Source organism: Bacteroides xylanisolvens (genome assembly GCF_018289135.1).
Classification (GTDB): Bacteria; Bacteroidota; Bacteroidia; order Bacteroidales; family Bacteroidaceae; genus Bacteroides; species Bacteroides xylanisolvens.
The window spans coordinates 4,032,953-4,057,448 of sequence record NZ_CP072216.1; the positions used below are offsets into that span (position 1 = coordinate 4,032,953).

The 24,496-nt window shown below is 40.2% G+C and carries 15 protein-coding genes and 1 pseudogene; 1 reads left to right on the plus strand and 15 read right to left on the minus strand.

The genetic code is table 11. The annotated features are described in order from the left end of the window. Window positions 1–205: 205 nt before the first annotated feature. The 14 genes and pseudogenes from INE92_RS17175 to INE92_RS17235 form a co-directional block, all read right to left on the minus strand. Window positions 206–3,040, minus strand: a complete 2,835-nt coding sequence (locus INE92_RS17175) for a sugar-binding domain-containing protein (RefSeq protein WP_211421196.1) — start codon at window positions 3,038–3,040, stop codon at window positions 206–208. A gap of 132 nt (window positions 3,041–3,172) precedes the next feature. After that, a complete protein-coding gene (locus tag INE92_RS17180; protein WP_233476883.1) occupies window positions 3,173–3,739 on the minus strand; it encodes a gamma-glutamyl-gamma-aminobutyrate hydrolase family protein in 567 nt (188 codons plus the stop codon). Between the two features lie 3 nt (window positions 3,740–3,742). Next, window positions 3,743–3,895 carry a type 1 glutamine amidotransferase family protein gene (locus INE92_RS26955; RefSeq protein ID WP_229096928.1) on the minus strand — a complete coding sequence of 51 codons (153 nt, stop codon included), beginning with the start codon at window positions 3,893–3,895 and terminating at the stop codon, window positions 3,743–3,745. 20 nt (window positions 3,896–3,915) lie between these two features. Further along, on the minus strand, window positions 3,916–6,105 hold the full coding sequence (locus INE92_RS17185) for an alpha-galactosidase (protein WP_211421197.1): 2,190 nt from the start codon (window positions 6,103–6,105) through the stop codon (window positions 3,916–3,918). A 75-nt stretch (window positions 6,106–6,180) separates the two neighbouring features. Continuing rightward, the gene (locus INE92_RS17190) at window positions 6,181–7,269 is read right to left on the minus strand and encodes a hypothetical protein (RefSeq protein ID WP_151929042.1); all 1,089 of its coding nucleotides are present in this window, start codon (window positions 7,267–7,269) and stop codon (window positions 6,181–6,183) included. A gap of 10 nt (window positions 7,270–7,279) precedes the next feature. Further along, complete coding sequence (locus INE92_RS17195; protein ID WP_151927628.1) at window positions 7,280–8,446, minus strand: hypothetical protein; 1,167 nt, start codon at window positions 8,444–8,446, stop codon at window positions 7,280–7,282. A 16-nt stretch (window positions 8,447–8,462) separates the two neighbouring features. Then, window positions 8,463–10,079: a BACON domain-containing protein gene (locus tag INE92_RS17200; RefSeq protein WP_151937452.1), complete on the minus strand. Its 1,617-nt coding sequence runs from the start codon at window positions 10,077–10,079 to the stop codon at window positions 8,463–8,465. A 32-nt stretch (window positions 10,080–10,111) separates the two neighbouring features. Further along, on the minus strand, window positions 10,112–11,848 hold the full coding sequence (locus tag INE92_RS17205) for a DUF1735 domain-containing protein (RefSeq protein WP_162864681.1): 1,737 nt from the start codon (window positions 11,846–11,848) through the stop codon (window positions 10,112–10,114). Window positions 11,849–11,862: 14 nt separating this feature from the next. Then, window positions 11,863–13,719, minus strand: a complete 1,857-nt coding sequence (locus INE92_RS17210) for a RagB/SusD family nutrient uptake outer membrane protein (protein WP_162864680.1) — start codon at window positions 13,717–13,719, stop codon at window positions 11,863–11,865. 20 nt (window positions 13,720–13,739) lie between these two features. Continuing rightward, on the minus strand, window positions 13,740–16,880 hold the full coding sequence (locus INE92_RS17215) for a SusC/RagA family TonB-linked outer membrane protein (RefSeq protein WP_138343235.1): 3,141 nt from the start codon (window positions 16,878–16,880) through the stop codon (window positions 13,740–13,742). Between the two features lie 364 nt (window positions 16,881–17,244). Beyond that, window positions 17,245–18,453, minus strand: a pseudogene (locus INE92_RS17220) (6-bladed beta-propeller). Window positions 18,454–18,645: 192 nt separating this feature from the next. Then, complete coding sequence (locus tag INE92_RS17225) at window positions 18,646–20,265, minus strand: hypothetical protein (RefSeq protein WP_032849681.1); 1,620 nt, start codon at window positions 20,263–20,265, stop codon at window positions 18,646–18,648. Between the two features lie 36 nt (window positions 20,266–20,301). Continuing rightward, on the minus strand, window positions 20,302–20,907 hold the full coding sequence (locus INE92_RS17230; protein WP_008776861.1) for an HU family DNA-binding protein: 606 nt from the start codon (window positions 20,905–20,907) through the stop codon (window positions 20,302–20,304). A gap of 338 nt (window positions 20,908–21,245) precedes the next feature. Beyond that, complete coding sequence (locus INE92_RS17235) at window positions 21,246–21,713, minus strand: S41 family peptidase (RefSeq protein ID WP_211421198.1); 468 nt, start codon at window positions 21,711–21,713, stop codon at window positions 21,246–21,248. Window positions 21,714–21,876: 163 nt separating this feature from the next. Between INE92_RS17235 and INE92_RS17240 the strand changes: the two genes are divergently transcribed. Continuing rightward, on the plus strand, window positions 21,877–23,163 hold the full coding sequence (locus INE92_RS17240; protein WP_009040242.1) for an IS1380-like element ISBf12 family transposase: 1,287 nt from the start codon (window positions 21,877–21,879) through the stop codon (window positions 23,161–23,163). 145 nt (window positions 23,164–23,308) lie between these two features. Here the strand turns inward: INE92_RS17240 and INE92_RS17245 are convergent, their stop codons facing one another. Further along, window positions 23,309–24,379, minus strand: coding sequence for a S41 family peptidase (locus INE92_RS17245; protein WP_211421199.1), 1,071 nt, complete (start codon window positions 24,377–24,379; stop codon window positions 23,309–23,311). Window positions 24,380–24,496 lie beyond the last annotated feature (117 nt).

Sequence of the window (24,496 nt, forward strand, 5' to 3'; positions counted from 1 at the left end):
GTTTTATATTCTTGTGCAAATATAGTAAATCGGTTTGATATAAGTATCGAAACAGGTAACAAAAATAATTCAAAAATGGGTATAAATGGAATCTCACAGGAATAGATAAGAAAACAAGCTTTATTTTATAACACACAGATATACAATAATATAAATTCTTATTTATAGAAATATTACCCTTTCATTTCTCTTTGATTACAGATATTTATCCTTTTCCCTCTTTCCGAACACCTGTCTCAAACAGATTCTTAAACGATTCTACCGACAATGAAGTGGACGGTTTAAAATCTGAAGAATTCATATACGCCAGCAAAGCGGCATAGAATTGTAATCCTTCCGGTGTGTCACGTACCGCTTCCAAGTCGGACATACAAAGCAGTAATTTACTGCCCTCTACATTCAACTCCATCAATAAGCCGAGTTTATGATTTCGTTCCACATTGTCAATTACCTGCACAATAGGGCGGTATTCTTTTGGCATACCATCCAGAATAAGCGGATAGCTATGTTTGATAATTGGATACCACTGCCAGTTCGTATGGTATTCGGTCGGGAAATCATCGAATACCGGATGCTCGGGATTGGTCAGAATCCCCAATGTACCAGGTGAAGCAGGTTTCTTGATGCGGTCACAGATACTTTTGAACATACGATAATTCCAATAGTCGGTCTGGAACAATCCTCCCACTGTTACTTCTTTACAGTCTTCCTCACGAGGCATCAACAATACCTTTCCACCTTGCTTTAAGGCATTCAGCACATCATCCGTTAGTTGGCGGGCAACTACAACATTACCTGCCTTCAATTGCTTCTTTGCAGGATATATCCATAGCGGATAACTATTCTGATAGGAAGTTCCGGATACTTTCAAAAGTAATTCGGCTTTATACGCTTGCTCCACATCGGGCAATGTCAAACGAATAGTTCCGGCAGTCAATAATCCTAATCCCGATGGAATAGCCATCTTACCTTTGCCAAGGCTTTTCTTCCCATTTTTGAGTTCCCATGAAATACTTTTTTCGTTCAATGAAGTTTCTCCATAATTGGCAATCTCAACAGTACCTGCGAATGATTCACCGCCTGTCCAACAGAATTTGGCAGTTGTCAATAAAGGAACCACTTCACTACAGAATTCTCTCCATTTCTTCGGTTCAACCAATCCTTTACTATCCATAAAAGCATCCAGAATACCAACATAAGCCGCCCCCTGTCCCGGATAATCCTGTAAATCGAGTAACTGAAAACCAGCCATCCGTTTGGAACGGAGATTCATTTCAATATCTGCCCGGTAAAGTTCCACAGACCATGCACCCGATGCTTTAAAAAAATCATCCGCCTGCTCCAGCATGCCGGCTTTCTCCAAGCGGTCACGAAACACTTCAAAATTCCAGGGAGCTAAGACTCCTGTATATTTCTTCATCTCCTCATAATTCGGGTAAGTTTGAAACTGTCCGGTTTCATGTCCGATCACCGGAACAGGAGATTTTTCCAGAGCCTCATCAAAGTTCATTACCGAATTAGGATAGGTATTATTAAGATAGCCACCTTCTTCCGCATCTGCGAAAGAGAAAGAAGCACGAGCATGAGTAGAATAACCCTCACCACTGCCTACACGACAAGTTACCAGAAAATCCTCACCCGGAATATGTCCTCGTGAGCCTAAAAAGATATTCGAACCATACGTGTATAGGTGTCTCGGCTCTATGGACCGGAAACAATCTACAAACTCTTTCATCACATCGATGTCACCTCCCAGCTCATTTCCCAAGGCAAAGAGTACAAAAGAAGCATGGTTACTATATTCACGCATGATATTCTCTCCATCTTTCATCAGAAAATCCATCAGCTCGGCAGATTCTTTCTTAAACCTTCCCCAGATAGGTAATTCCGGCTGCAAGTAAATACCCTCCAAGTCCGCAGCTTCAAAACACGCAGCAGGTGGGCACCAAGAATGAAAACGACAATGATTCAATCCATATTCCTTACAAATCCTGAAATAACGACGCCATTGTTCCAAGTCCATCGCCGTATGGCCCGTCAAAGGGAATACACAGGCATCATGTTTTCCTCGAAGAAATGTTTTGGCGCCATTGATAGTGAAATGCGTTTCTTCAGTTTTAAAGTCACGCAAACCGAAACGAACTGTTTTCTCGTCTATGCCATTTATCTCTGCTTTCAGTTGATATAGAGCCGGCTGGAGGTCACTCCACAATACAGCATTATCTCCCAACTGATAAGTGAATTCATATTCCTTGCTCCCCTCTTTCAAATTATATTCTGCAGATCTGGCTTTATGCTTTTTGGCAGTATTGAAAGCAGAAGCTGACAACTGCAGTTTCTTCCCACCAATGCCTGAAGAATTGGAAAGAGTTATTTTCACTTTTACGGAGCGGTCTTCTACTTGAGGAAAAGCCTGAATGGACTCAATAAACAATGGATTCATTGCCTGCAATTCCATCCGTCCGATAATACCGTTCCAGTTTGTCTGGGTAGATTCCGTACAAGCGTGAGAACTTGAACGAATCTGCCCGGGAATACTTTTTCCGTTATCTACACGAATAGTCAGCTTATGTGAACCGGGAGCCAGGAAGTGAGTGAGATTAAATTCCTGTGGGGTAGATAAATAGTTGCATTTACCCACTTCCCGACCATCGATCCACACGGTTGTCGGACGAGTACGTTCCAGAAACAACACGATATGCTTTTCTTTCCAGTCGGCTGGTATTTCTATATTCCTGCTATACCATGCCGCACCTTCATATTTATAATATCTGGACAAATAAGTGGTCTCCGACTTGTTGGTATTCTCTATTCCTTTTCGATTTGAATCTGTTGTACCGGGTAAAGTCACAGTTTCTGCAAAATCCATGTTCCACAGTTTTTCCTGTTCTCCCTTGCCGTGAGGGTCCAATGCAAAACTCCACGTTCCGCTCAAATCAATCATTTTGCGCAAACCTGATGTCTGCGCCCATGATGTACACAAAAAAACAAATAATAATAAAAGAGTTCCAGCTAATCGATTACGCATAACTTTATTCATAATATATGATTTAATGTCCTTAATTTATCTGTTTACAAAGATAGGACGGAGAACAAACCACAATGACAAATCCCGTACAAAAAAACAATAATATCGTAAAAGATACTGTGTATCATCTCTTTTATATCACTATCAGCATGATAATGTCCTTGCCTGACTGATAAAATACACAAATAGTTTTTTCATAGCTTCATCCCCTTCCACAGCCTGCAACTCTGGGTGGAACTGAACACCCCAAATATGTTCGGAATCAGATTCGATTGATTCTATGACTCCATCATCAGCGAAAGCAGATGCCTTGAATCCACAAGCCAATTTCTTAACGGCTTGATGATGAATGGAGGAGACTTTCAAACTTTCCTTGCCTGTAACAGAATACAATTTTCCGGTCCTCAAACATCGCACATTATGCTGTAATATCATAAACGCATCCGGTGACCGATGATTAATTTCCGAGGGATATTGAGCAGGCAAATCCTGATATAATGTTCCACCAAAATAAGTATTAATAATCTGCATTCCCCGACAAATACCTAAAACGGGAATTTGCCTTTCGGATGCTAAGCGCAGCAAAGCATAATCAAAGTCATCCCTATCCCGGCAACATTCTCCACATTCAGGAAGAGTCGATTCTCCGTATATCACAGGCGATATATCTCCCCCACCTGTCAGGAGTAAACCATCAATAAAAGAAACCACAGATTATAAAATCTGTACATTGTCGGTAAACGGAAGAATAAAAGGGATGCCGCCCGCTTGAAGGACAGCATCCACATATTTTCTTTTCACAGATATTCTTCCCGGAATATCAATTTCAGTAGAAATACCAATAACAGGAATTTCTCTTTTTATCATTCTCATTGTCTTTTATCAACTTAATCCACAGCCTGTAGTTGTAAAGCCAAACTTGAATATTCACTTTTCAGCAATGATTTTAATGCAATGCCTTCTTCCATCAATATCTTTCCACTAATGATTTTACCATTCAGGTCACAAGGTTTGCTACTGTCCACAGGTGTCAAATCTACCAAACGATAATTCTTCGACGGATCCAATCCATTCATACAAACCTTCGGAATAACCATATTGATGAAATGAGAAATCTTATATGCATAAAAGACCGCCTTATTCTTTTCGGAAGTGACATACATCAGAGAGGATACTCCTTTATTATCGTATGGAGACACCAACCGATACAAATCACCGAACTGAACCACAGGACGAATATCTTTATACGCTGCAATAGCACGCTTGGCGAATGCCTTATCAACATCATTCATGTCCTTCGGCTGAATTTCCATTCCCAATCGCCCGGACATTGCCACATCAAAACGGAATTTCAATGGAATACGGCGTCCGGTCTGATGATTCTTGTCCGCACTTACGTGAGATGCCATAGCAATAGCCGGAAAGAAACCGGAAACTCCCCATTGCATATAAATTCTTTGCAAAGCATCCGTATCATCACTCGTCCAGAACTCATCAAAATACGGAAGCAATCCATAATTGACGCGGGCACCGCCACCAGCACATAGCTGCATCACGAGTTCAGGATACTTAGCACGAATACGCTGAAGTACTTTCTGCAAACCCCTATTATACTCAATATAGAGATGTGATTGCTTGTTTTTTGGTAAGTAAGAAGAACCATAATCCAGCAAACTGCAATTATCATCCCATTTCATATAGGAAATTTCCGGATAGTTCGTCATCAAATTATCGACCACTCCAAAAACAAAATCCTGTACTTTCGGATTAGTCAAATCCAGAACTACCTGCGTTTTGCCACGCCCGGTAGATAAAGGACGGTTATCAATTTTCAGAATCCAGTCCGGGTGCTTTTCGAACAGTTCGCTCTTAGTATTCGACATTTCCGGTTCAATCCAGATACCGAATTTTATATGATGCTTCCTGGCAGACGCAAGCAATCCTTCAATACCTTCAGGCAGTTTTTCTTTGCAGACTTCCCAATCACCCAAACTACTGTTTCCACCATTACGGGGATATTTATTTCCAAACCAGCCATCGTCCATGACAAACAACTCTCCACCCATGGCAGAGAAAGCTTCCATCATCTCATCCATCCCTTTTTGGTTCACCTTGAAATAAACACCTTCCCAGCTATTCAACAAGATGTCATGCAGCCTTTCACCCTGATTCATTTTATATTGGCGTGCCCAATGATGAAAAGCACGACTCACCCCACCTTTGCCATTGGTACTATATGTCATGGCAAATTCAGGAGTGACGAATGTTTCTTTCAGTTCCAATATGTATTGTGAACTTTCCTCATTCATACCGACTATTATATTCAGTGCTGTGTTGCGAACATCCAGCTTCAACTTATAATTACCACTCCAAGCCAGAACGCCCCCAAACACTTTTCCTGATTCTTCCTGCGGTCTGCCATCCAATGATAACATAAAAGACGGATTATCAGTTTCCGTATTCGCAAGTCCATCTTTGTTGGCAATCACTTTTTGCCCGTTCGTCAGTTTCTCTTCATCCATCGTATGTTCCGCGCCCCACGAACCATGAAAATGAGTCAGCCAGTTGTCCCTGCGAGACATCGGCAAATAAGCGGAAGCAAACTGAAACAGTGTTACCGGTTTCTTACCTGCATTGCCAATCTCAACCCAAGTGGTAATTATATCCGTTCCTTTATAAGCCTTATAGCATTGTTTCACCCAAACAGGATATATCTTATCTTTCAAAAGCACTTCCAAAATCTCACCATCGTCAATCCCGTATTGCTTTACATTATCTACTCCCAAATCCAATGACATATTGCCGTCGGCATGGGTAATTGCGACCGCCTTTTCGCCTACGGTCTGAAGACCGAATGCTGGATAACTATCCGCTTCGAAAGCCAAACCGGCATCATAAATATTCTGGATCTGAACGGGAGTGATGCTCACTCCATAATATTGCATTTTTGACTTTTCACCCTCATTGGCCGTAATCAACAATGAGGTCCGAGGAGTGGAAATCAAGTAATCTTTTGACAACAATGGAGCTGATATCAACAGCCCCATTGCCATCATTAAACCCATCTTTTTATTCATGGCTTTATTGATTTAATTCATTGTATCGTAAACAATACCTATAGAAAACGTTGTAAACTAACGATCTTTTTACCCTTAAAATTCAACTTTTATTTCACAGACATCCTTACCTGTTTCCAAATGTTGTCTCTGTAACTCTACATCCGGTAACCATACATATTTCTTCTGTGCCGCATCATCTATCACCTCCACTAGGAAACTGAACCAATAAGAGTAAGGAAATAAGTCCTGCGGTTCCTTAGGCGGAATATTGGGGTCAGTCATATCGGGATGATACAGTTTATACAGATTGGTCAGTTCTACTTTTCCTTTTTTATCCGTCTGATAAGTCCTGTACACCTTTGGGTATACATCACGCTTATTATATTTACCACCGGCACGTGTACCATAGAAATTCACAGTATAGTTGGATTTCGCCTTTCCATTCTTTTCTACCTTAATCACCAGTTTACGCGGAAATACCTGATCTGACAAGTCCTTATCGAGCGGCTTCATCTTCGCCGTATAATTGAACAATTCCGAGCAATAATCACTCCATACACGATAGCCCGTCCCCATATTGCATTTAGATGGAGTCAGTTTCTCGTGGCTCACAGGATTGTCTTCTGCGGCAATCATATACTGATATAAATCCGTAGCACCACGCATATGACCATATTCATGTCCTAGATTGCTATACGTTCCCTGATTGGGATAAAGCGCATCCGTAAAGATATTATGAGGTTCGCGAATATAACACATCACTACAGATTGCCCACTCGCTCCACCTCCCCCACAGGAAAGCCCTTCATTCTTTGCACCCAACGCCAAGAACAACACAAAATCATATTTCGACAAATCCAATGGTCCATAAGCCTTATTCTTAAATTCATCATATTTGTTTTTGTCTCCCTGAATGTCGTAGACGTACAATTCTTCAGCAGGAACAAAGCGAAAATAATGATTGAATTTATTAGGACTTTCATTCCAAAAACGCGTAGTATTATGAAACATCTTTTTCAAGTTCTTCTTGAAATCCTCTTCTCCACCATAACGTTCCAGGTCTGTTTTATCAACCCATACCTGGGCACGATATTCTATTGTATCTTTCGCAATCGGAGATTGAGCATGAGCTGCCCCAATCAGGCAGCTACATGCAATCAGTAGATATTTTAAAATATTCATGCTAAACTTATTATAACTGTATTTCAAACACATAAGGTTCTTGCTGCCCGCCATCCAGATATTCAGGAACAATATCCAAATCCGACAACCACACACATTTCGTCTGTCCACCATCCAACTCGACTTCTACTACAAAACAATACCAGCGTGAAAAAGGAAATTCATCAACCGGACTCTTAGGGGGAAGATTCGGAGTATTATTATAATCCGGAATAAACATCCGATATATATCATTAATGGTAAATTCACCGTTTGCATCTGTTTTTTTCTTCATATATGGAGAATTGCCCGGTTCTGCATATATATCCTTAAAAGTGGCACGTGAGCCCCAAAAATTGACTGTGGCACGTTGTACCGGTTTACCATCTTTTGTTACCCTGACCAACATCTGCTTAGGATACGTACTTCGGGTCATATCAGCAGTAATTTGTTTATATTGGGCATTATGGTTAAATATCGCCGAACAATAATCACTCCATTCCTGATAACCCGTCCCCATATTACACTTAGGATAATCATAAGCAACATGACTGACCGGATTGTTTTCAGCCGGAATCATATACTGATATAAATCCTGCGCACCACGAACATGACCATATTCATGACCTAAATCACTGTATGTACCTTTTTCCGGCCATTTCTTTGCAAAAATATCATGCCCTTCCTCAAAATAGGCCTGTACAACTGACTGCTTACTTGCTCCGCCACCGCCACAAGAGAGTCCACCTTTTGTACAACGTAAAGCCAGAAAGAGAACAAAATCATACTTCTCTGTATTCAAAGTACCATAAGCCTTATCTTTATACACATTGTATTCCGCCTGGCTTTTTACACCACTTTTTATATCGTAAATAACCAAATTGTCATCTCCTTCACCCATAGCCCATTCAAAGCGATAATCAAACTTGTTCGTACTTTCATTCCAAAAAGTAGTCGTATTGCGGAACAACGCTTCCAGATTCTGTCGGAACAAACGTTCTCCGCCATATAATTCTTCCATATCGTTTTTCTCTACCCATACTTGTGCACGATAGGTAATCGTTTCTCCTGCCTGCGGTCTATCCGGTTTCTCTTCTGTAATAAGTCCCGGATTCGTTATATCAATTTCGAGATCACACGCAGCCAGTGTGAACAGGCTGCATGCGATTAATGTATATTTTTTTAAATTCTTCATCATAACTCATTTGTTTTTATCATTCAACTGTCGTTCTATCCGAAGCAAAGACTTCATCCAAAGAAACACTCTTTCCGACACCTTGGAAACTTTCATATAAATACAAACGAACATACCGTTTATGTACTACTCCATTGAGTTTACACCAATGAACAATGCCTTCATAATGGTCATTATATGTATTTGTGCTACCTTTCAATTCTGCATCTGTAAAACAGTTTCCAGTCTTCTTTTCAAATGCAGTTTCCCAACCAGCATTTAAGTCATCGCTAACTTCAATAGCTACAGTTTTAGGAGCTTGTTGTGTCCACTGTAATCTTGGCATAAATCCGAAGGAATCATATTGACGAGGATTCTCACCTAAATCAAAAGTCAAAATATAAGGCACAGCAGCATGATCATCATTATTATTTCTTCCCCAAAATTCAACATGCTTCTCATTTGCCTTATCGGGAGTCCAAAGATTGTCGAACAACTTATTAGCCGAACCGTCATTATATTGCGTATTGGTATTCTCACTATGTGCCACTATCTTCCATAACGACTTGCTCAGAACAATCCCATATCCAGCCATTCCTTGTTTCAGAGATACCTTAGTTTCTACGCTTGTCTTCGTATTCTTTACCCCAATTTCTGTCTTACGTTCCGTATTGGTGCTTTCATTTTTTTGAACTTTTGCATAAATCTTGCCTTCTTCCTGACTCAATTCCAACCAAGAAGTATTTCCTTTCAACTCCAAGTCTGTCGGATTTATATTCTCACAAGTAGCTACAAGGAGTTTTTCATTCGCATCCGAAGATATAATGAGCTCACGTTCCTGTTGATAATACTCCTCATTCCAAATAATCTTCTCAACACCAAACTGGATTATCTTTACCGTCTTTTGAGAAGTTACATCTCCAGCAGTAGCTGTAAAATTAACCAATACTTCGCGATATACATTCGCTGTATTTTCTTTGATTGTCAAAGCCAGCGTTTTAACTTCCGAACCCAAAACTGATTCTACCGGAGCTTCCGTAAGTATCACCCAACCAGTCTGTTCTACATCAGGATAGGTTACATCTATCACCGGAGAAGTAGTGCCCTGGTAAGTCAAGATGTTCAGTTCCCGTTCTCCCGCTGCTGTAAAGTCTTTAGGTAGAGTCACATCGAAAGAGCCATCAGCTTTCGTTGTAATAAATACATCCTTCGGAAAACTACTTTCATCAATAGTACCGACAAGCAAGAGTTCATCCACATTTCCTTGAATCACAGTAATTGTTTTTTTTACCGGAATTTCTCCTTTTGTGGAAATCACAACAGAAGCTTTACGGTCTTTCGCTGTTTTATTGTCAGCAATGACCAACGATAATGAAGCAGAGCCCTCACCACCTTCTGCCGAAGGAGTGATCCATTTTTCTTCTTCAGTCGTCATATAGTTGACTGCAACTTCCCATGCCTTATCAGTCTGAATTTCCAGTTTTACAGTTCCTTTATATTCAGTTGGCAAAGTCACTTTCCAGTGTCCGTCTCCAGCTTCCTCCAAAGTTTCATTGCATGATACGGTCAACGCATCAGGTGTCCAGTCCACCTCTTTCTCATCATTACAAGCCTGCAAACAGAGCAGACACGATAGTAGTAAAAATATGTTCCTCATAAATATATTGTTTTTACTATTTCTATATTCCATTATTTTTTAGAGACAAATATTTCATCGAAGCAGTGTGTACTATACCATGAATCCCACATAGACAATCGTATATACCGATGATGCATATTTTCACCCAAATCATGCCATTTTACAAACTGTTTATCAGCGTACCAATCATTCCAGTTACCACCATCGTGAGCATCCAATTCCGTTTTCGTGAATGCGTCCCTTTTAGCACTGCCAACAAGAATCCAATTTGTAATATCTTCACTACGTGTCAACACCTCGTCACTAACTTCGATCTTCAGGTATTTAGGTGAATTTCCTACCCATTGGAGTCTCGGTATCAATCCGATCGAATTATATTCATGAGGATTCTCACCTAAATCAAATACGATCTGTACCGGATTCTCTTCCGACCCTTTATCACTTATCTCGATGTATGACAAAGTGCTTCCGGAACCTACCTCCGCCTTACTTGTCGGCCAGAAATTATCAAATAGTCTGCCTAATACAGATTCTTTTCCGGAGACATGTTCACTATAGCCTACCACACTCCACAAAGATTTATTCAGAGTAATGCCGTATCCCTTCATTCCTTGTCTCACAACAATCTCTTTTTCAAGCCAGGTTTCATTGTCTACGAGTGTAATCGTTGCAACACGTTCCTTCCATGTCGAAGTATTTGCACTGCTCACAGTAATCTGAAGTTTACCGCTTGCCTCATTCACCTGCAGCCAAGTGGGTTCATCACCATATTTATCTGCTACGGAATAAGATAAATCGCTGATCTGACTTACATCAGCAATTACTTCGCGGGATGGTGTATTATCCGAAGAAAGAATAATATCACTTCCTTGCACATAAGTTCCTTCCAATTCAACCTTTGAATCCAGTGAACCTTTGACAACCGTCAATTTTATCCAATTCTCTTCCGCGTCAGAACCAACTTTATCATTCGTTGTTCCCACACGTACCGGAAGTATCCATTTTCCGTCCTGCATTTCCGACGGTTTCAGGGTCAGATAATTCTCTGCATATTTCTCGCCAACCGGAATCTTCACGCTCTGTGCATATTCAAAACCAGCAGTCAGCAAATGAGATTTCTCTTCTTCTGTCAACAGATTATCCGCTTCTTTATCATAACCATAGGTAACAACCAGCTCTTCCGTCGTATTGATATCCAATTTAGCTGTAATATCTATCTGACGCTCTGTTGTCGCTTTAGATAAATCCATAAAGACTTCTCCTCTTTGTTCTCCTGCGGCACCGTCAATCACCAGTACCGGCTTTCTGATATCCAAAAGCAGAATAAAGTGAGATTTATCTACATAAACATCCTCTTCTGGCGTACGGCTATTGACAGACAAAGGAATATAATAAATACCATAACCTTTATCCTGAAGAAGCTGTTCTATCTTCAGACTCAATGGCACAGCTGCCTCATCCGCTCCGGCTTCGATAACGAAATCACGTTCGAGCGAGTAATACTTTTCATCCAACATCTCGTAATCAGTGCCGTTCTCTGTATTATACTGAACCAGATAATTATAATCCAGCTCTACCCTTCCGGCAAATCTATTCTGATAGTAACCCGCCTTATGAATCCAAACGTTGTATACATAATCATTGGCATTCATCACGTAAAGGGTTTCTTTCTGTAAATCACTCTTAGGGAAATATGCAGTATCTCCCATCATGTAATCAGTTCTAGTATCGGTACAAGAAGTCCCCAATAAAAGAGCCGCAAATAAAAAACTTATATATTTCTTCATTGTTACCATCTTTTTTACCATTTATAGTTTTGTACTAAATCTTGGTTTTTATTAATCGCACTTTGCGGGATAGGGAACAGATAGAAACTCGGTGTAAACACACGTTTCTCTACCACTGTACGCTGGAAGAAATCCACCGGATATTCTTCTTTGCCGGGAGTACCCTTAGCCTGGATATTCATACCGTGAATATTTCCTTTTTCTGTAGCTTCCGCAGTCAGCCAGCGACGACAGTCATAGAAGTTGATGCCCTCGAAAGCCAGTTCTACGCGACGTTCGCGATGAATCAAGTCTCTCAACTTATCCTGATCGTTCATAGCTTCAGGATATGCATCTTCGATATCATTCAATCCGGCACGGTTACGAATCGCATTCCAGAAAGTAAACAAGTTCGGATCTTTCAAATCACCTACCTCGATAGTAGCCTCCACATAGTTCAGCAGGATTTCAGCGTAACGCATATAAGGTAATTCACGTTTTACGTTCTTCGTTGGGCTGGCTTCATATTCCGGCATAGCCAGTTTTGCCAGGTTATATCCTGTTGTAAAGTGGTTATGAGAAGCATCCGGACCATTATTTCCATTCTTATACATCTCCAGGAAAATTCTCTCACCTGCTTTCTTTGGAATAAACCAGGACATACCGCCATACACTATCGACACATAGAAACGAGGTTCACGACCCACAAACATATTATAAGTCTTTCTCTCCTTACCTTCACATGGATTTGTAAATTGAGAATATCCAGCTTCTTTGTATCCAGCCTCCGGATCTATAACCGGCGTGGTGCGATCTTCATTCGTGTATCCGGTAATTGGGAAACGACCGGTTTCAGCCATCGCATATGCATCGACAATCTCTTGGGTAGGATTATAGCCTCCTCCCCAGCCACCATTACTGTTAGGAGCAAGACGCTTATCAATACCGCCACCATCTTCGAGGTAAGAGAAAATCATTTCTTTATTCTGTGAAGTGGTAAATACAGATTTATAAGAGGTATAAGGGTCTATTTTACCCATATTAGCTCCACTTTCATAATTCACTTTGACCAATTCATAATTACCATCCTTTATAAGGCTCAGAGCAGCCTGGCGAGCCAATTCCCATTTATTCTTGTCATACGTTGTCGGGAATAACGGAGTTCCGTCCGCATTGCGGATATTATTATATTTCGGATTACCATTGAATTGTGGACTGGCTGATTGCAACAGAATGCGTGCCAGATAAGCCTTAGCAATTCCCCGGTTCATTCGAGCATAAGTCTCACCCTCTGACTTTAAAGGTAAAGGAGAATTTTCTATCAAATCCGTAAACTCTTCTGTAATCCATTGCACACATTCATCCCAAGTATTACGTTCACGAAACATATCCGTACCGGAGAAATCCGGTTGTTCGTCCTTCAATAAAATGACCGGACCGTACATACGCATCAATTGTGCATAATAATAAGCACGCACACAGCGCACTTCAGCTTTCCACTGCTCACGAGTATCATAAGTCAGGCGAGGATCCGGACACTTATCTACATTCTGCAGGAAATAAGTTGCTTCACGAATGGCTTTGTAGAAAGTATACCATCTATCATACTGTGCAGACGAAGCACTCCACACTCCCATATCAAAAGTATGCGTATTTGTATAAGCCACATCCACATCACTAGTACTATATGTATCCGGCATATCAAAAGGATAAGTGCCACGAATATAAGAATATACTCCAAACATTGCGTTCTGTGTAGACGAGTAAGTCTCATAAATCTGTTCCGGAGAGCGCAAATCCTCGGGAGACGTATCCAAAAACGAATCACAAGATGACATAGTCAAGACTGCGGTAGCCAAAAGCATAATACGTTTCATATATTTGGATTTCATAATAAACATGTCTTTTAGTATTAGAAATTAATATTTAAACCTACATTAAATACACGTGTCGGCGGATACTTTCTTCCGTCACCGGAACCCAGATCCGGGTCGAACAGATGCACATCCGGTGCCCAAGTCAACAAGTTTACTCCTGATACATACAGGCGTAAATTCTGTATAGCCATCTTTTCCATCCATCTCTTCGGGAAGGTATAGCCTATCTCCGCATTCTTCAGACGAAGGAAAGCGGCATTACGTACCCAGAATGATGATTTCTTCGTATTGTTATTATCCAAAGCGTCACTCGGACGGATCGTGCGCGGATAACGCGCATTCGGGTCAGGATTGTCCACCGTCCAGCGGTTTTCCATCACTCCTCTCAAGAATCCGTCATTATTCTTATAACCGGAAGAGAAGGGTACAATAGTAGAACCTTCTTCAAACAGTGACACACGGGCTGTACCCTGAAAGAAGATAGAAACATCAAAACCCTTCCATTCGATAGCACCACCAAAGCCATAAGTAATCTCCGGAATATCACAGAATCCGATAGGCATTTTGTCATAATCATCAATAACACCATCACCATTCAGATCGCGATATTTAATATCACCCGGACGCAAACGACTATGATTACCTTCACTGAACTGTATCGGACTGCGATCGATTTCTTCCTGTGATTCGAACAATCCAACGGCCTCCCATCCGAATTTCTGATAAATTTTCTGTCCTACGGAATTCATCCAAGGATACTTGTTCAACGCATCTCCATTGCGAAGAATTTCATTATTTGCATAAGTAAACGTACCACGTCCGGTTATATTCACCTGACCGATTCTATCACGATACTCTAACGAACCATCAAATCCCCAGCTTTTCATCTTACCTACATTCACCATCGGTACGGTAGTCATACCGACATAAGCCGGGATATTATTATTGCGTACAAAGATATGATCGCGTACATCATGATACCAGTCACCCTGAATTTCCAGTTTATTGAACAAGCCTAGTTCAAAACCATAGTTCTGTTTGGTTGAGACTTCCCAACCTACATTTGGGTTGGCTACTTCATTAACACGCTCACCACTTGTCTTCGAATAATTGCCATATACATAATCATTAGTAGTAGATACAGTTCCTAAATAGATGAAACGAACATCTCCACCAATCTGGTCGTTACCCACTTGTCCGACAGATGCTTTCAATTTCAACTTTGAAACGACGTCTGTCAATGGCGAGAAGAACTTTTCATTGGATATATACCATCCGACAGCTACCGCCGGGAAAAAACCGACACGATGACCGGCTGCAAAGTTCTCGGAACCATTGTAACCGAAGTTTCCTTCAATAAAATAGCGACTATCGTAATCATAAGTCAGACGTCCGGCTATACCCTGATTTTTATAAGGCAATGACTTGATAGATGATATATTATCCTTATAATCCTTATTCCGGTAGGTTTCATTCTTAACACGTTGATTATACAGGAACAAAGCACCCACACGATGTTTTCCAAATAAGCGATTATACGTAATAGAAGCCTCCAGATAAGTAGCATTATTACCACCTGACTTATTACCAAACCATGGACCTCCTTTGGCACTTTCCGGTTCAGAGTTGAATACCAGATCGCCATTTGCGTCACGACGTACAGCATGCCAAATTTCATCCTGCTGTGTATATTTATTGCCATGCCATGCCTGCGTATCGAATGCAAACTTAACATTGGCTTTCAATCCTTCAGTAATAAAAGAAAAGTCCTGGTCCAGACTGACCATTGAGTTGAGTGTACTTTGCCAGTCTTCTACATACCCTGCTCTGGTTACCTGCCAATAAGGATTGGTAACCCCTTTCTCTCCACCCCAGTAACCGTTGGAGTATTGAATAGGAAAAGCATTAGGATTCAGAATGAAAGCACTTTTCCAAACACCATCCGAGTCGGCAGCATCTCTCCTTTTTGTGAGAAATCCTCCTAAAGTCAATGAAAGAACAGTAGTGGGATGTAGGTTTATATCCACATTCGAACGGAAATTATAGCGCTGATAATCAGGATTACCATTATAGGAGTTTCCCTTTCCGGTCATAAACAGGCCATCTTCATGATAATAGCCGGCAGAAATAAAGTAGCGTGCAATTTCACCACCACCACTCACATTGGCAGTGACACGTTGATTGAACGTATGTTTCTTGAAAACAGACTTCAGCCAGTTCACATTCGGATACAAGTCTCCGTCTGTATGATTTCTATATTTTTCAATATCACTTTGGCTATAAGTTCCCGGCACAGCCTCATTATACATATTGGCAAAATCCACAGCATCCGCCATTTCAGGAATTTTGGTAGGAGCTACCATACCCGCTTCCATTTTGATGGAGATTTTCGGCTTACCTTCAGAACCACGTTTTGTTTTAATCAATACAACACCATTTGCACCGCGTACACCGTAAAGAGCAGTAGCAGTAGCATCTTTCAATAAAGAAAAACTTTCAATTTCTTCCGGATCAAGCAGGTCGAGCGAGCGCTCTACACCGTCAACAAGAATCAGAGGTGTCTTATTCGCACCAAAAGTAGAAATACCACGAATCCAAAATTCTGCCGAGCTACCCGGAGAACCATCACGCTGAATAGAAACAACGCCTCCTAACTGACCAGCCAGATTGGTAGATATAGAAGCACTGGGAACTTTCAGATTACTAACACTCAATGTACTGATAGAACCAATCACACTTTCTTTACGTTGCGTACCGTAACCTACTACCTGCACTTCTTCAAGCACTGTATCATCGGTACTCATTTCAATAAGCAAATTATTTGCCGAAGGGGATATCTCCTTTTCTATATTAGCATATCCCAAATAGCTGATTACCAATGTTACGGTCTTACCCCCCGGAACGTTGATATTGAAATTACCATCCATATCCGTAGTACCTCCGATACTAGTATCTTTCAACCACACACTAGCACCGATAAGAGTCTCCTTCGTATTCTTATCTATAATCTTACCTGTTAATTTTCTAGTAGCAGCCTTCTTCCCTTCCTGGAATACTTCAGTCACTGCACCTGACGCATACGTCGAAGCAAAAGGTGCCGCAAAAAAATAAATGATGATAAGAGCACTAACCAATCGTCGTAATGAGAAATCTAACTTACGTGCAATTTCATTCATAATACATGATTTAATGTTATTAATTTAAGTTTGAGATGTTTTAGATTGTTGCAACCAAATTCTAAAGTAACGTTCACAAAGATAAACGAGAAAATAAATTTTCCAGGCGAATCCCGTACAAAAGAACAAGAATATCGTAAAGCTATACTTTTTTTTCGCACGCATACAGCCTCCTCACCAATTATTATCCAAGCCTTGAACTATTTTATCCAAACTCCATATTTAAGTGCTTCTATTATCAATAAGTGCCTTACCCCAATTAGCATCCCAATGGAATTAAACTAATTGAAGTAAGGCATCTTACACTAAGCGACTGCTTACTGCAGGATTTATAAACCCCAGATATCTTCTATCGACGAACCCGCTATTTATCTTTCATTTTAGCAAAGAGAACCACATTATTTCCCCCTTCATCCAATGATTTCACTAATGTTTGGATACGTTTCCGCACATCGTTCGGAAGATCTTTCCGGGCCAATTCTTTTTCCAATGTTTCTTTTAATTGGGCAGGTTCCATATTGTTAATATAATAGCCATTGGCAAACGAGGGCCATATCTGCATCTTCTTCGTTCCCAGGAAATCATTATATAAGCGGAAATAGTTGCCGTGCAGGGTTTGTTTGTCAACGATATATTTGGCAGGTCTACTTCCACTCCAGGTATTTGCTGACACTTGTACCGGAACAGAAACATCGCTAACGAAGTGACGTGGATATTCAGTATAGCCATGCCATGGGATTTCTTCCTTGTTCGGATAACTCACTGTGAACCGGGCTTCAAGCCTGTTTTGTTGTGAATTATAATGATCAAACTATCTACCCGCGGAGAAGGCACGATAGTCATCAGCATAACGCTGTAATCGGAAGTATTCTTATCCATAAAAACTTCATTACTGAAATCACGGAACCATCAGATGTAGGGCAGGAATAAAATTTTTGCGTTTACCTTCAAAGTCCTGTGTCCATACTACAGCCGGAGTACCTTGGAAAGGTAGCGTCGTCACCGTTACTTCCGACTTCTTTGTGTCGACTTTGAATTGTCCTTTAGGGACACGCAAACACAAAGGGATGGAAGGTTGAGGGTTTCCTTTCAAGTCGAATACCAATAGCTTATTACTCTGCCAGGGTAAGATATAGATACGGTCATGCGCTTCATCCAATTGCTCGGCATAGGTATTGGCATACTCGTTCGGACCTTCTCCATAAGCTCCAATAGTAGTAACAAATTTGCCGTCACGAGTAAACAGTTTATATGGAGTCTGCTTTTTATTACTCACCAAGATATAATTATCACTCACTGTGGTACGGACCCATCCCCCTATCAACGCCTCATCCCGATTGTCCAGTTTCACAATTTGAAGCTCTTCGGTCAAATAACTGAGTGGAATATCCACGGTGTCTTTCAATGCTTTCAAGTCACAGGAAATCAGTGTTCCGGTAGGTGTTGAGATTCGCTTACCTACAACTGGCGACAAAGCCAAAGGATCTTTTGTTACCTCACTGTTGAAGATAAAAGCAACCAGCGCGAACAGCCCCAAAGTACACAAACTCAAAATCATAATTTTCTTTTTCATACGAACATGTATTTAGTTAGTTTCAAATGAATATTGGGACAAAAGTAGATGGAAAGCAATAAGGCAACAAAAAAAGCAGCGGACAAAAAAGATGACGCCAGACGAATACATATCATTGATTATCAATGAAATAAGCATCTATCGCATTCTTTAAGAGGCGGACAAATACATTGAATCCCCAAAAATCAACAGCTAAAACGCCTTAAGAAAACTGTCTAAACTTACATTTTCATCCGTAATACCCAGCCTGTCTGTTTTAATACGGTATTTCCGTTTGGTAATAGCTGCTTTACTGACACAATAAATATCTGAAAGGTCTTGTATGTTAACATTAATCTTGACGAGACAACAGAAACCAATATCCTTATTGTTCAATAACGGATAAATTTGTTCCAGTCTTGTCGCAAAATGGTCGAAAGCTTCGTTGACAACAGAAATCACCTCTACCCACTCCGCATCCGTCACTACAATTTTACGACTGGAAGCCACTTCATCCTGACTTTCATCATTATGGAGCGAAGGTAACTTCCGAAAAAAGGCTATCCGCCTGAAAAGGGCCTCACGCAATTCTGCTTCTTTATTTTGCAAACGGATTTCTTGCTCCCGTAGTCCGCTGAGCTCCGCCTCTTTGTGTAGCAAAAGATTTTCCCGTTGCAGCCGTTTCTTCTTCTCCTTCTGATAAAAGAAAAACACTATAAAACCGACACTAAGCAAAGCTGTTACAATGCCCAGCATCCATAGTTCTTTTCCGCGTTGTTTCAAATGCAACTGAAAAAGTTCGTTTTTTAATTTAAGCTCATTATATTCTCTTCTTTGTATTTCCGTCTTGGTACTAGTCAGTATATCGTCCTTAATCTTATTCTCCTTTTGTTTGATATAGAAAGCCTGTTCCGGATATTCTTTTTCATTGATTAAGTCAAATAAGAGGGCATTGGCTTCCACGGCAATAAAATCCGAAGAAGAGGTCGCGGCCTGTTGATAGTAATACTTGGCAGAGTCCGTCTGATTCAATGCCTCATAAGATTTGCCACGAAGAAGAAAATAGTGAGGTATGACATGACGGCTATGCCGTTGAGCCGATAATTGACGGAGATACAATAGTGATGTTTGGAAGTCTTTTGCCTCCAAACTGGTAGTCAATAAGTTCTCCAGTACATGATAATTTAAATATTGGTAATTGGGAGAATCTGCAAACTCTCCCATTAATTGTAGAGACTCTTGTGTATATCTGTCATAGCCCTGTACTTTTTTCAGAAGATTCAAGTAAAGTCTACTTGCTGAAAAATAGGCAAGAGTATCTTTGTTTTTACGAGTTAACCACCGACTACTGTCTGCCATATTCAATGCCTGCCCATAATTCTGATTTCTTGAATAGACTACTCTTTTAAGGCCATACAATTGTGTTCTTAATGTATCATTCAGCAGTTGTTGTCGTAGAAGATTATCCGAAATCAGCAATGTAGAATCAGGCTGGTTACTATATAAATAGGAAGCACTTTGGGCTATACGCGCTTGAAGACATTGAGATAACTGCCCATTTTGCATATAGCGATGGATGGCAGTCTGCAATAACGATTCTACTGGTTTCCCGGTTTTCCACAAAGTTGCTTTATAGGATAAAAAGTAATAATCTCCCTGCTCTTTAGAAGATAAATTCTCCGGTTTATCTATTTGCTGAAGATAAAAGAAAATACTATCGACAGAAACATTTTCCATCTGCATAGCCTTTTTCAAAACTGAAGACGGGGAAGAGTGGCAGGCGGTCAATGTGATAACCCATCCAACAAGTAGAAGTATAGTACGATAATTCATAGTTGCTTAATTTTGACTCACCAGGATTATGTAAGTTTACGCCCCTTTTATATATACTACCGAACGTCCGTATCCATACTTTTTCAATATCCCTTGCTCGATAAAAGAGTTGATATCCTGCAATGCCTGCGTTTTTGTCTTTCCGACAAGCTGTGCATAATCCCGCCGATTGATACACGGATGTTCTTCTAAAAACTTTGTCAAACGTTGCAGGCACTTCTTTTCAGACAACGGATTCTTTACACGAAACGGCGAATGATAAAGTTGTAACTTGAGTTCACTCTCAATATCCTTTTTAAACTGCCGGTTGACACGGAAATTAACATCTTTCAGAGATACGGACGGTGAACGCAATTCTTTTGATTCCATCACTTTCTTGTCAACACTCAATGAAAGAGTGAAATAACCAATATCTCCCAGCTCTACAGAAAACCCTTTTAAGAGTAAATGCCGCAGTTCTTTTGATATAGCTTCTATAATGCCCACCACTTGCGCATGAGGCATATGCTGAAACGCAGTCACCTGTTCCACAAACTCTTCAGCCGTATAACTGCCCTTCAAGACGACCCGTGCATGTAAAGGCTGTTCTTCCCCGCTTTTAGCAAGATCGGGAGTTTCATAAAGATCATAATTTACACTCATTATTTATTAGCTTTTCATTAGGAAGGATTGATAACCTCTCTCCCATAAATTAATTTTCTAAAACACATTCCAGTTTCCGATTGACTTAAGTCAATCGATAGTTTAACTTAAGTCATTCTTTCGTTCAACTTAAGTAAAACGAAAAACAGAGTACTAATGAAACAAATGTACGTAGAATAAACGTATACTAATCTATATAAAGTGAGATTTTATTTTCTGAATCTCATTTGTCCTTAGTTATTTGCCAATGCTCTTTTCATCTTTAACTCTCATCCAACAACGGACCTTTGACTGTTCTCCAACCTTATATTTACTAAACAAAGGATTTTCACTGCTTTTCATTTATTGTTTAAATACTTTATAGCAGCTTCCAAAACTTCATCACGTCCTTTACATATGCCTTGAATTGTGTTTTTAACTTCAATATCAGGAAGAATGCCGATTTGCTGGGTTTCCGACTTATCAGGATAGTAAACTCCAAGTCCTGTAAATGTTGCTCTGAAGTTACCAGGCAAAATGATTGATGAACAATTGCCATCAGCCCCGGCAGTTGTACTTCCCATAACAACAGTATTGGGAGTACATCTATATTTCATAGTCATAAATTCTGCATGGCTTTGTGTTACCTCATTTACTAGGATAACTTTTTTACCTTGATAATAATCTTCATTCTCTTTTCCAGCTTTTATTATAGGACCGAAGGTAAACAATCCTGGCTGCAAAAGACTTCCGTGAGTAAATATCGAGAAGTTTGTAGAAGATGGATACAGAGTATTATACTCCCAATATCCTTCAATTTTCTTCATTACAGGATATGCTCTCAAATCAATAATCCCTTAATTCCGCAACACTATTATAAATTAAACTTTTTAAGTACCTGAGCAACAAAAAGTTGCTCAGGATTTTGCCATGTCAGAATTTTCACTTATCTTAGTGTTGCAAAAAAAACAAGAGAATCCGACGATAGACATGGCGAAGATACAAATTAAATCTGAGAGACTCACTCCTTTTGGGGGATTATTTTCAATCATGGAGCAATTTGACTCCACATTATCATCTGTAATCGACTCAACCCTCGGTCTAAGGTGTAGATCGTTCGGTTATCAGTACAGCGAAATCATCCGTTCTCTCATGAGTATCTACTTCTGTAGCGGTTCATGTATTGAGGATGTCACTACTCATTTGATGAACCACCTCTCGCTTCATCCGACACTTCGCACTTGTAGCTCTGATACTATCCTCAGGGCGATAAAGGAGTTGACGCAAGAAAACATTTCATACACATCAGATATGGGCAAGACCTACGATTTCAATACGGCTGACACTCTCAATACTTTATTGCTCAATTGTATATTTGCATCTGGCCAACTGAAAGAGGGTGAGATGTATGATGTTGATTTCGACCATCAGTTCATAGAGACAGAGAAGTATGATGCAAAGCCTACATACAAGAAGTTCCTTGGTTATCGCCCTGGCGTGGCGGTTATTGGCGATTTGATAGTCGGTATAGAGAATAGCGATGGTAACACAAATGTTCGTTTCCATCAGAAGGACACGCTGAAGAGGTTCTTTGCGAGATTTGAACAGAATGGGCTCACTATCAATCGCTTCAGAGCTGATTGTGGATCATGTTCCGAGGAAATCGTGGAGGAAATAGAAAAACACTGCAAGTCCTTCTATATCCGTGCTAACCGCTGCAGTTCGATCTACAATGACACCTTTGCTCTCAAAGGCTGGAAAACTGAGGAAATCAATGGCATTGAGTTTGAATTGAACTCTATCCTTGTTGAGAAGTGGAAAGGTAAGGCATATCGACTTGTGATTCAAAGACAGAAACGGATGGATGGTGTGCAGGATTTTTGGGAAGGAGAATACACATACCGTTGTATCCTGACTAACGACTATGATTCTTCCGTAAGAGAAATTGTCGAGTTCTATAACCTTCGTGGAGGAAAGGAACGTATCTTCGATGATATGAACAATGGTTTCGGGTGGGACAGATTGCCCAAATCCTTCATGGCAGAGAACACAGTGTTCCTTCTTCTTACAGCACTTATCCGTAACTTTTACAAGGCCATTATTCAAAGACTTGACGTAAAGAAGTTCGGGCTCAATGCAACAAGTCGCATAAAAGCGTTTGTCTTCAGGTTTATCTCTGTACCAGCCAAGTGGATCAGGACATCAAGGCGGTATGTGCTGAACATCTATACCTGTAATAATGCTTACGCAGATGTTTTCCAGACTGATTTTGGATAATGCCTACAACTTATGGGAATGATATTGTGTATTGCCTCAAGTCACATTGTGGGGTAAGGGGATATTGTAGGCAGAAGTGGGTGCTTCAAGTTCAAATTATCTGCAAATTCAGTAATGAGAGGACGTGTAAACGCAATAAGGACGTTCAAGGGCTTAGTTGCGGATTTGAGGTAATCATCTTTTTTGCTTTTATCTCTTGGGGAACTTTTCCACCAATGTTACTCCCCAAATATAAATACAAAATATCAGAAGGGAGAACTGTAACAAGTGGATGAGGCTTTTCGAAGATAGTAGATTCACGCATTCTATTCGGTAAACATTTGATTCTTGATTTTTCTACAACACCATTCCTTTCATAGTCTACATACAATAGTGTATCATTGGACCATAAAAGTTCATCAACAGCTATCCTTCTCAACAAAGAAGCTTCGTTAGAAGCTGATATGTATGGCGTGATACGTTTTATGATGGAATCTACCGCTTCACTGTTGATACGTAGAATCACATCTCCCGGCTGCAAAATTTGCTTCTCCTCCTTGAACTCGGATTTTAATTCATAATATTCTGTTACTACAGCTTTGCCTTCAATGAAACGTATCACAACGGGTACTAAATATTTTTTTGTTGGTCCGCCATAAATACCGGCATGAGTATCATGGATTTCTGCAATAAATCTTTTTAAAGCACTCTCGTAATCCATTCTGCTGGTAATTTCCAGAAATAAAGGTATATGATTCAATAATATCTCATTCCAATTGTCCTTAAGAAGATATTTGTAAGGAAAATAATATTGAATTGCATTCCATAACCGGAATAAAGATAAGAGCTGATAGTCAATATTCGGAAAAGTACATTTAGAATATCTTTCTTCGTGCTCAAATACTGCATTTCCCATATTTATCACCCCTAAATTCACATAATAACTTGCCGTATCCCTTTCTGCATCCCTAATTTCTTTTAACCTATCTGACAGTATCGTTCCCAAGTTACTTTTATCTTCTATCCAATCCAAATCAGGAAGTAATTTTATCGAATCCGACGCACACAGACTATAGATCCCATTCTTCTTTTTAAAATCAAATTGATCTATCCATTTTACTAAAACCTCATTCCGCTTTTCTTTTGAGGGAAGAGATACTAAAGAAGGCATTATACAAAGCAGTTCACGATCCCAATCATATTCTCCGGCACGTACCGATGGGTGATAGTATTTCATAAATCCCCAAACCTTACACAACAAAGCCAGATTCTCTACATCTGCATGGGTATATTCCCCTCCAGGCATTTCGGGCGACATATTATTATCCTTATGTAAAGAAATACAAGAACAACA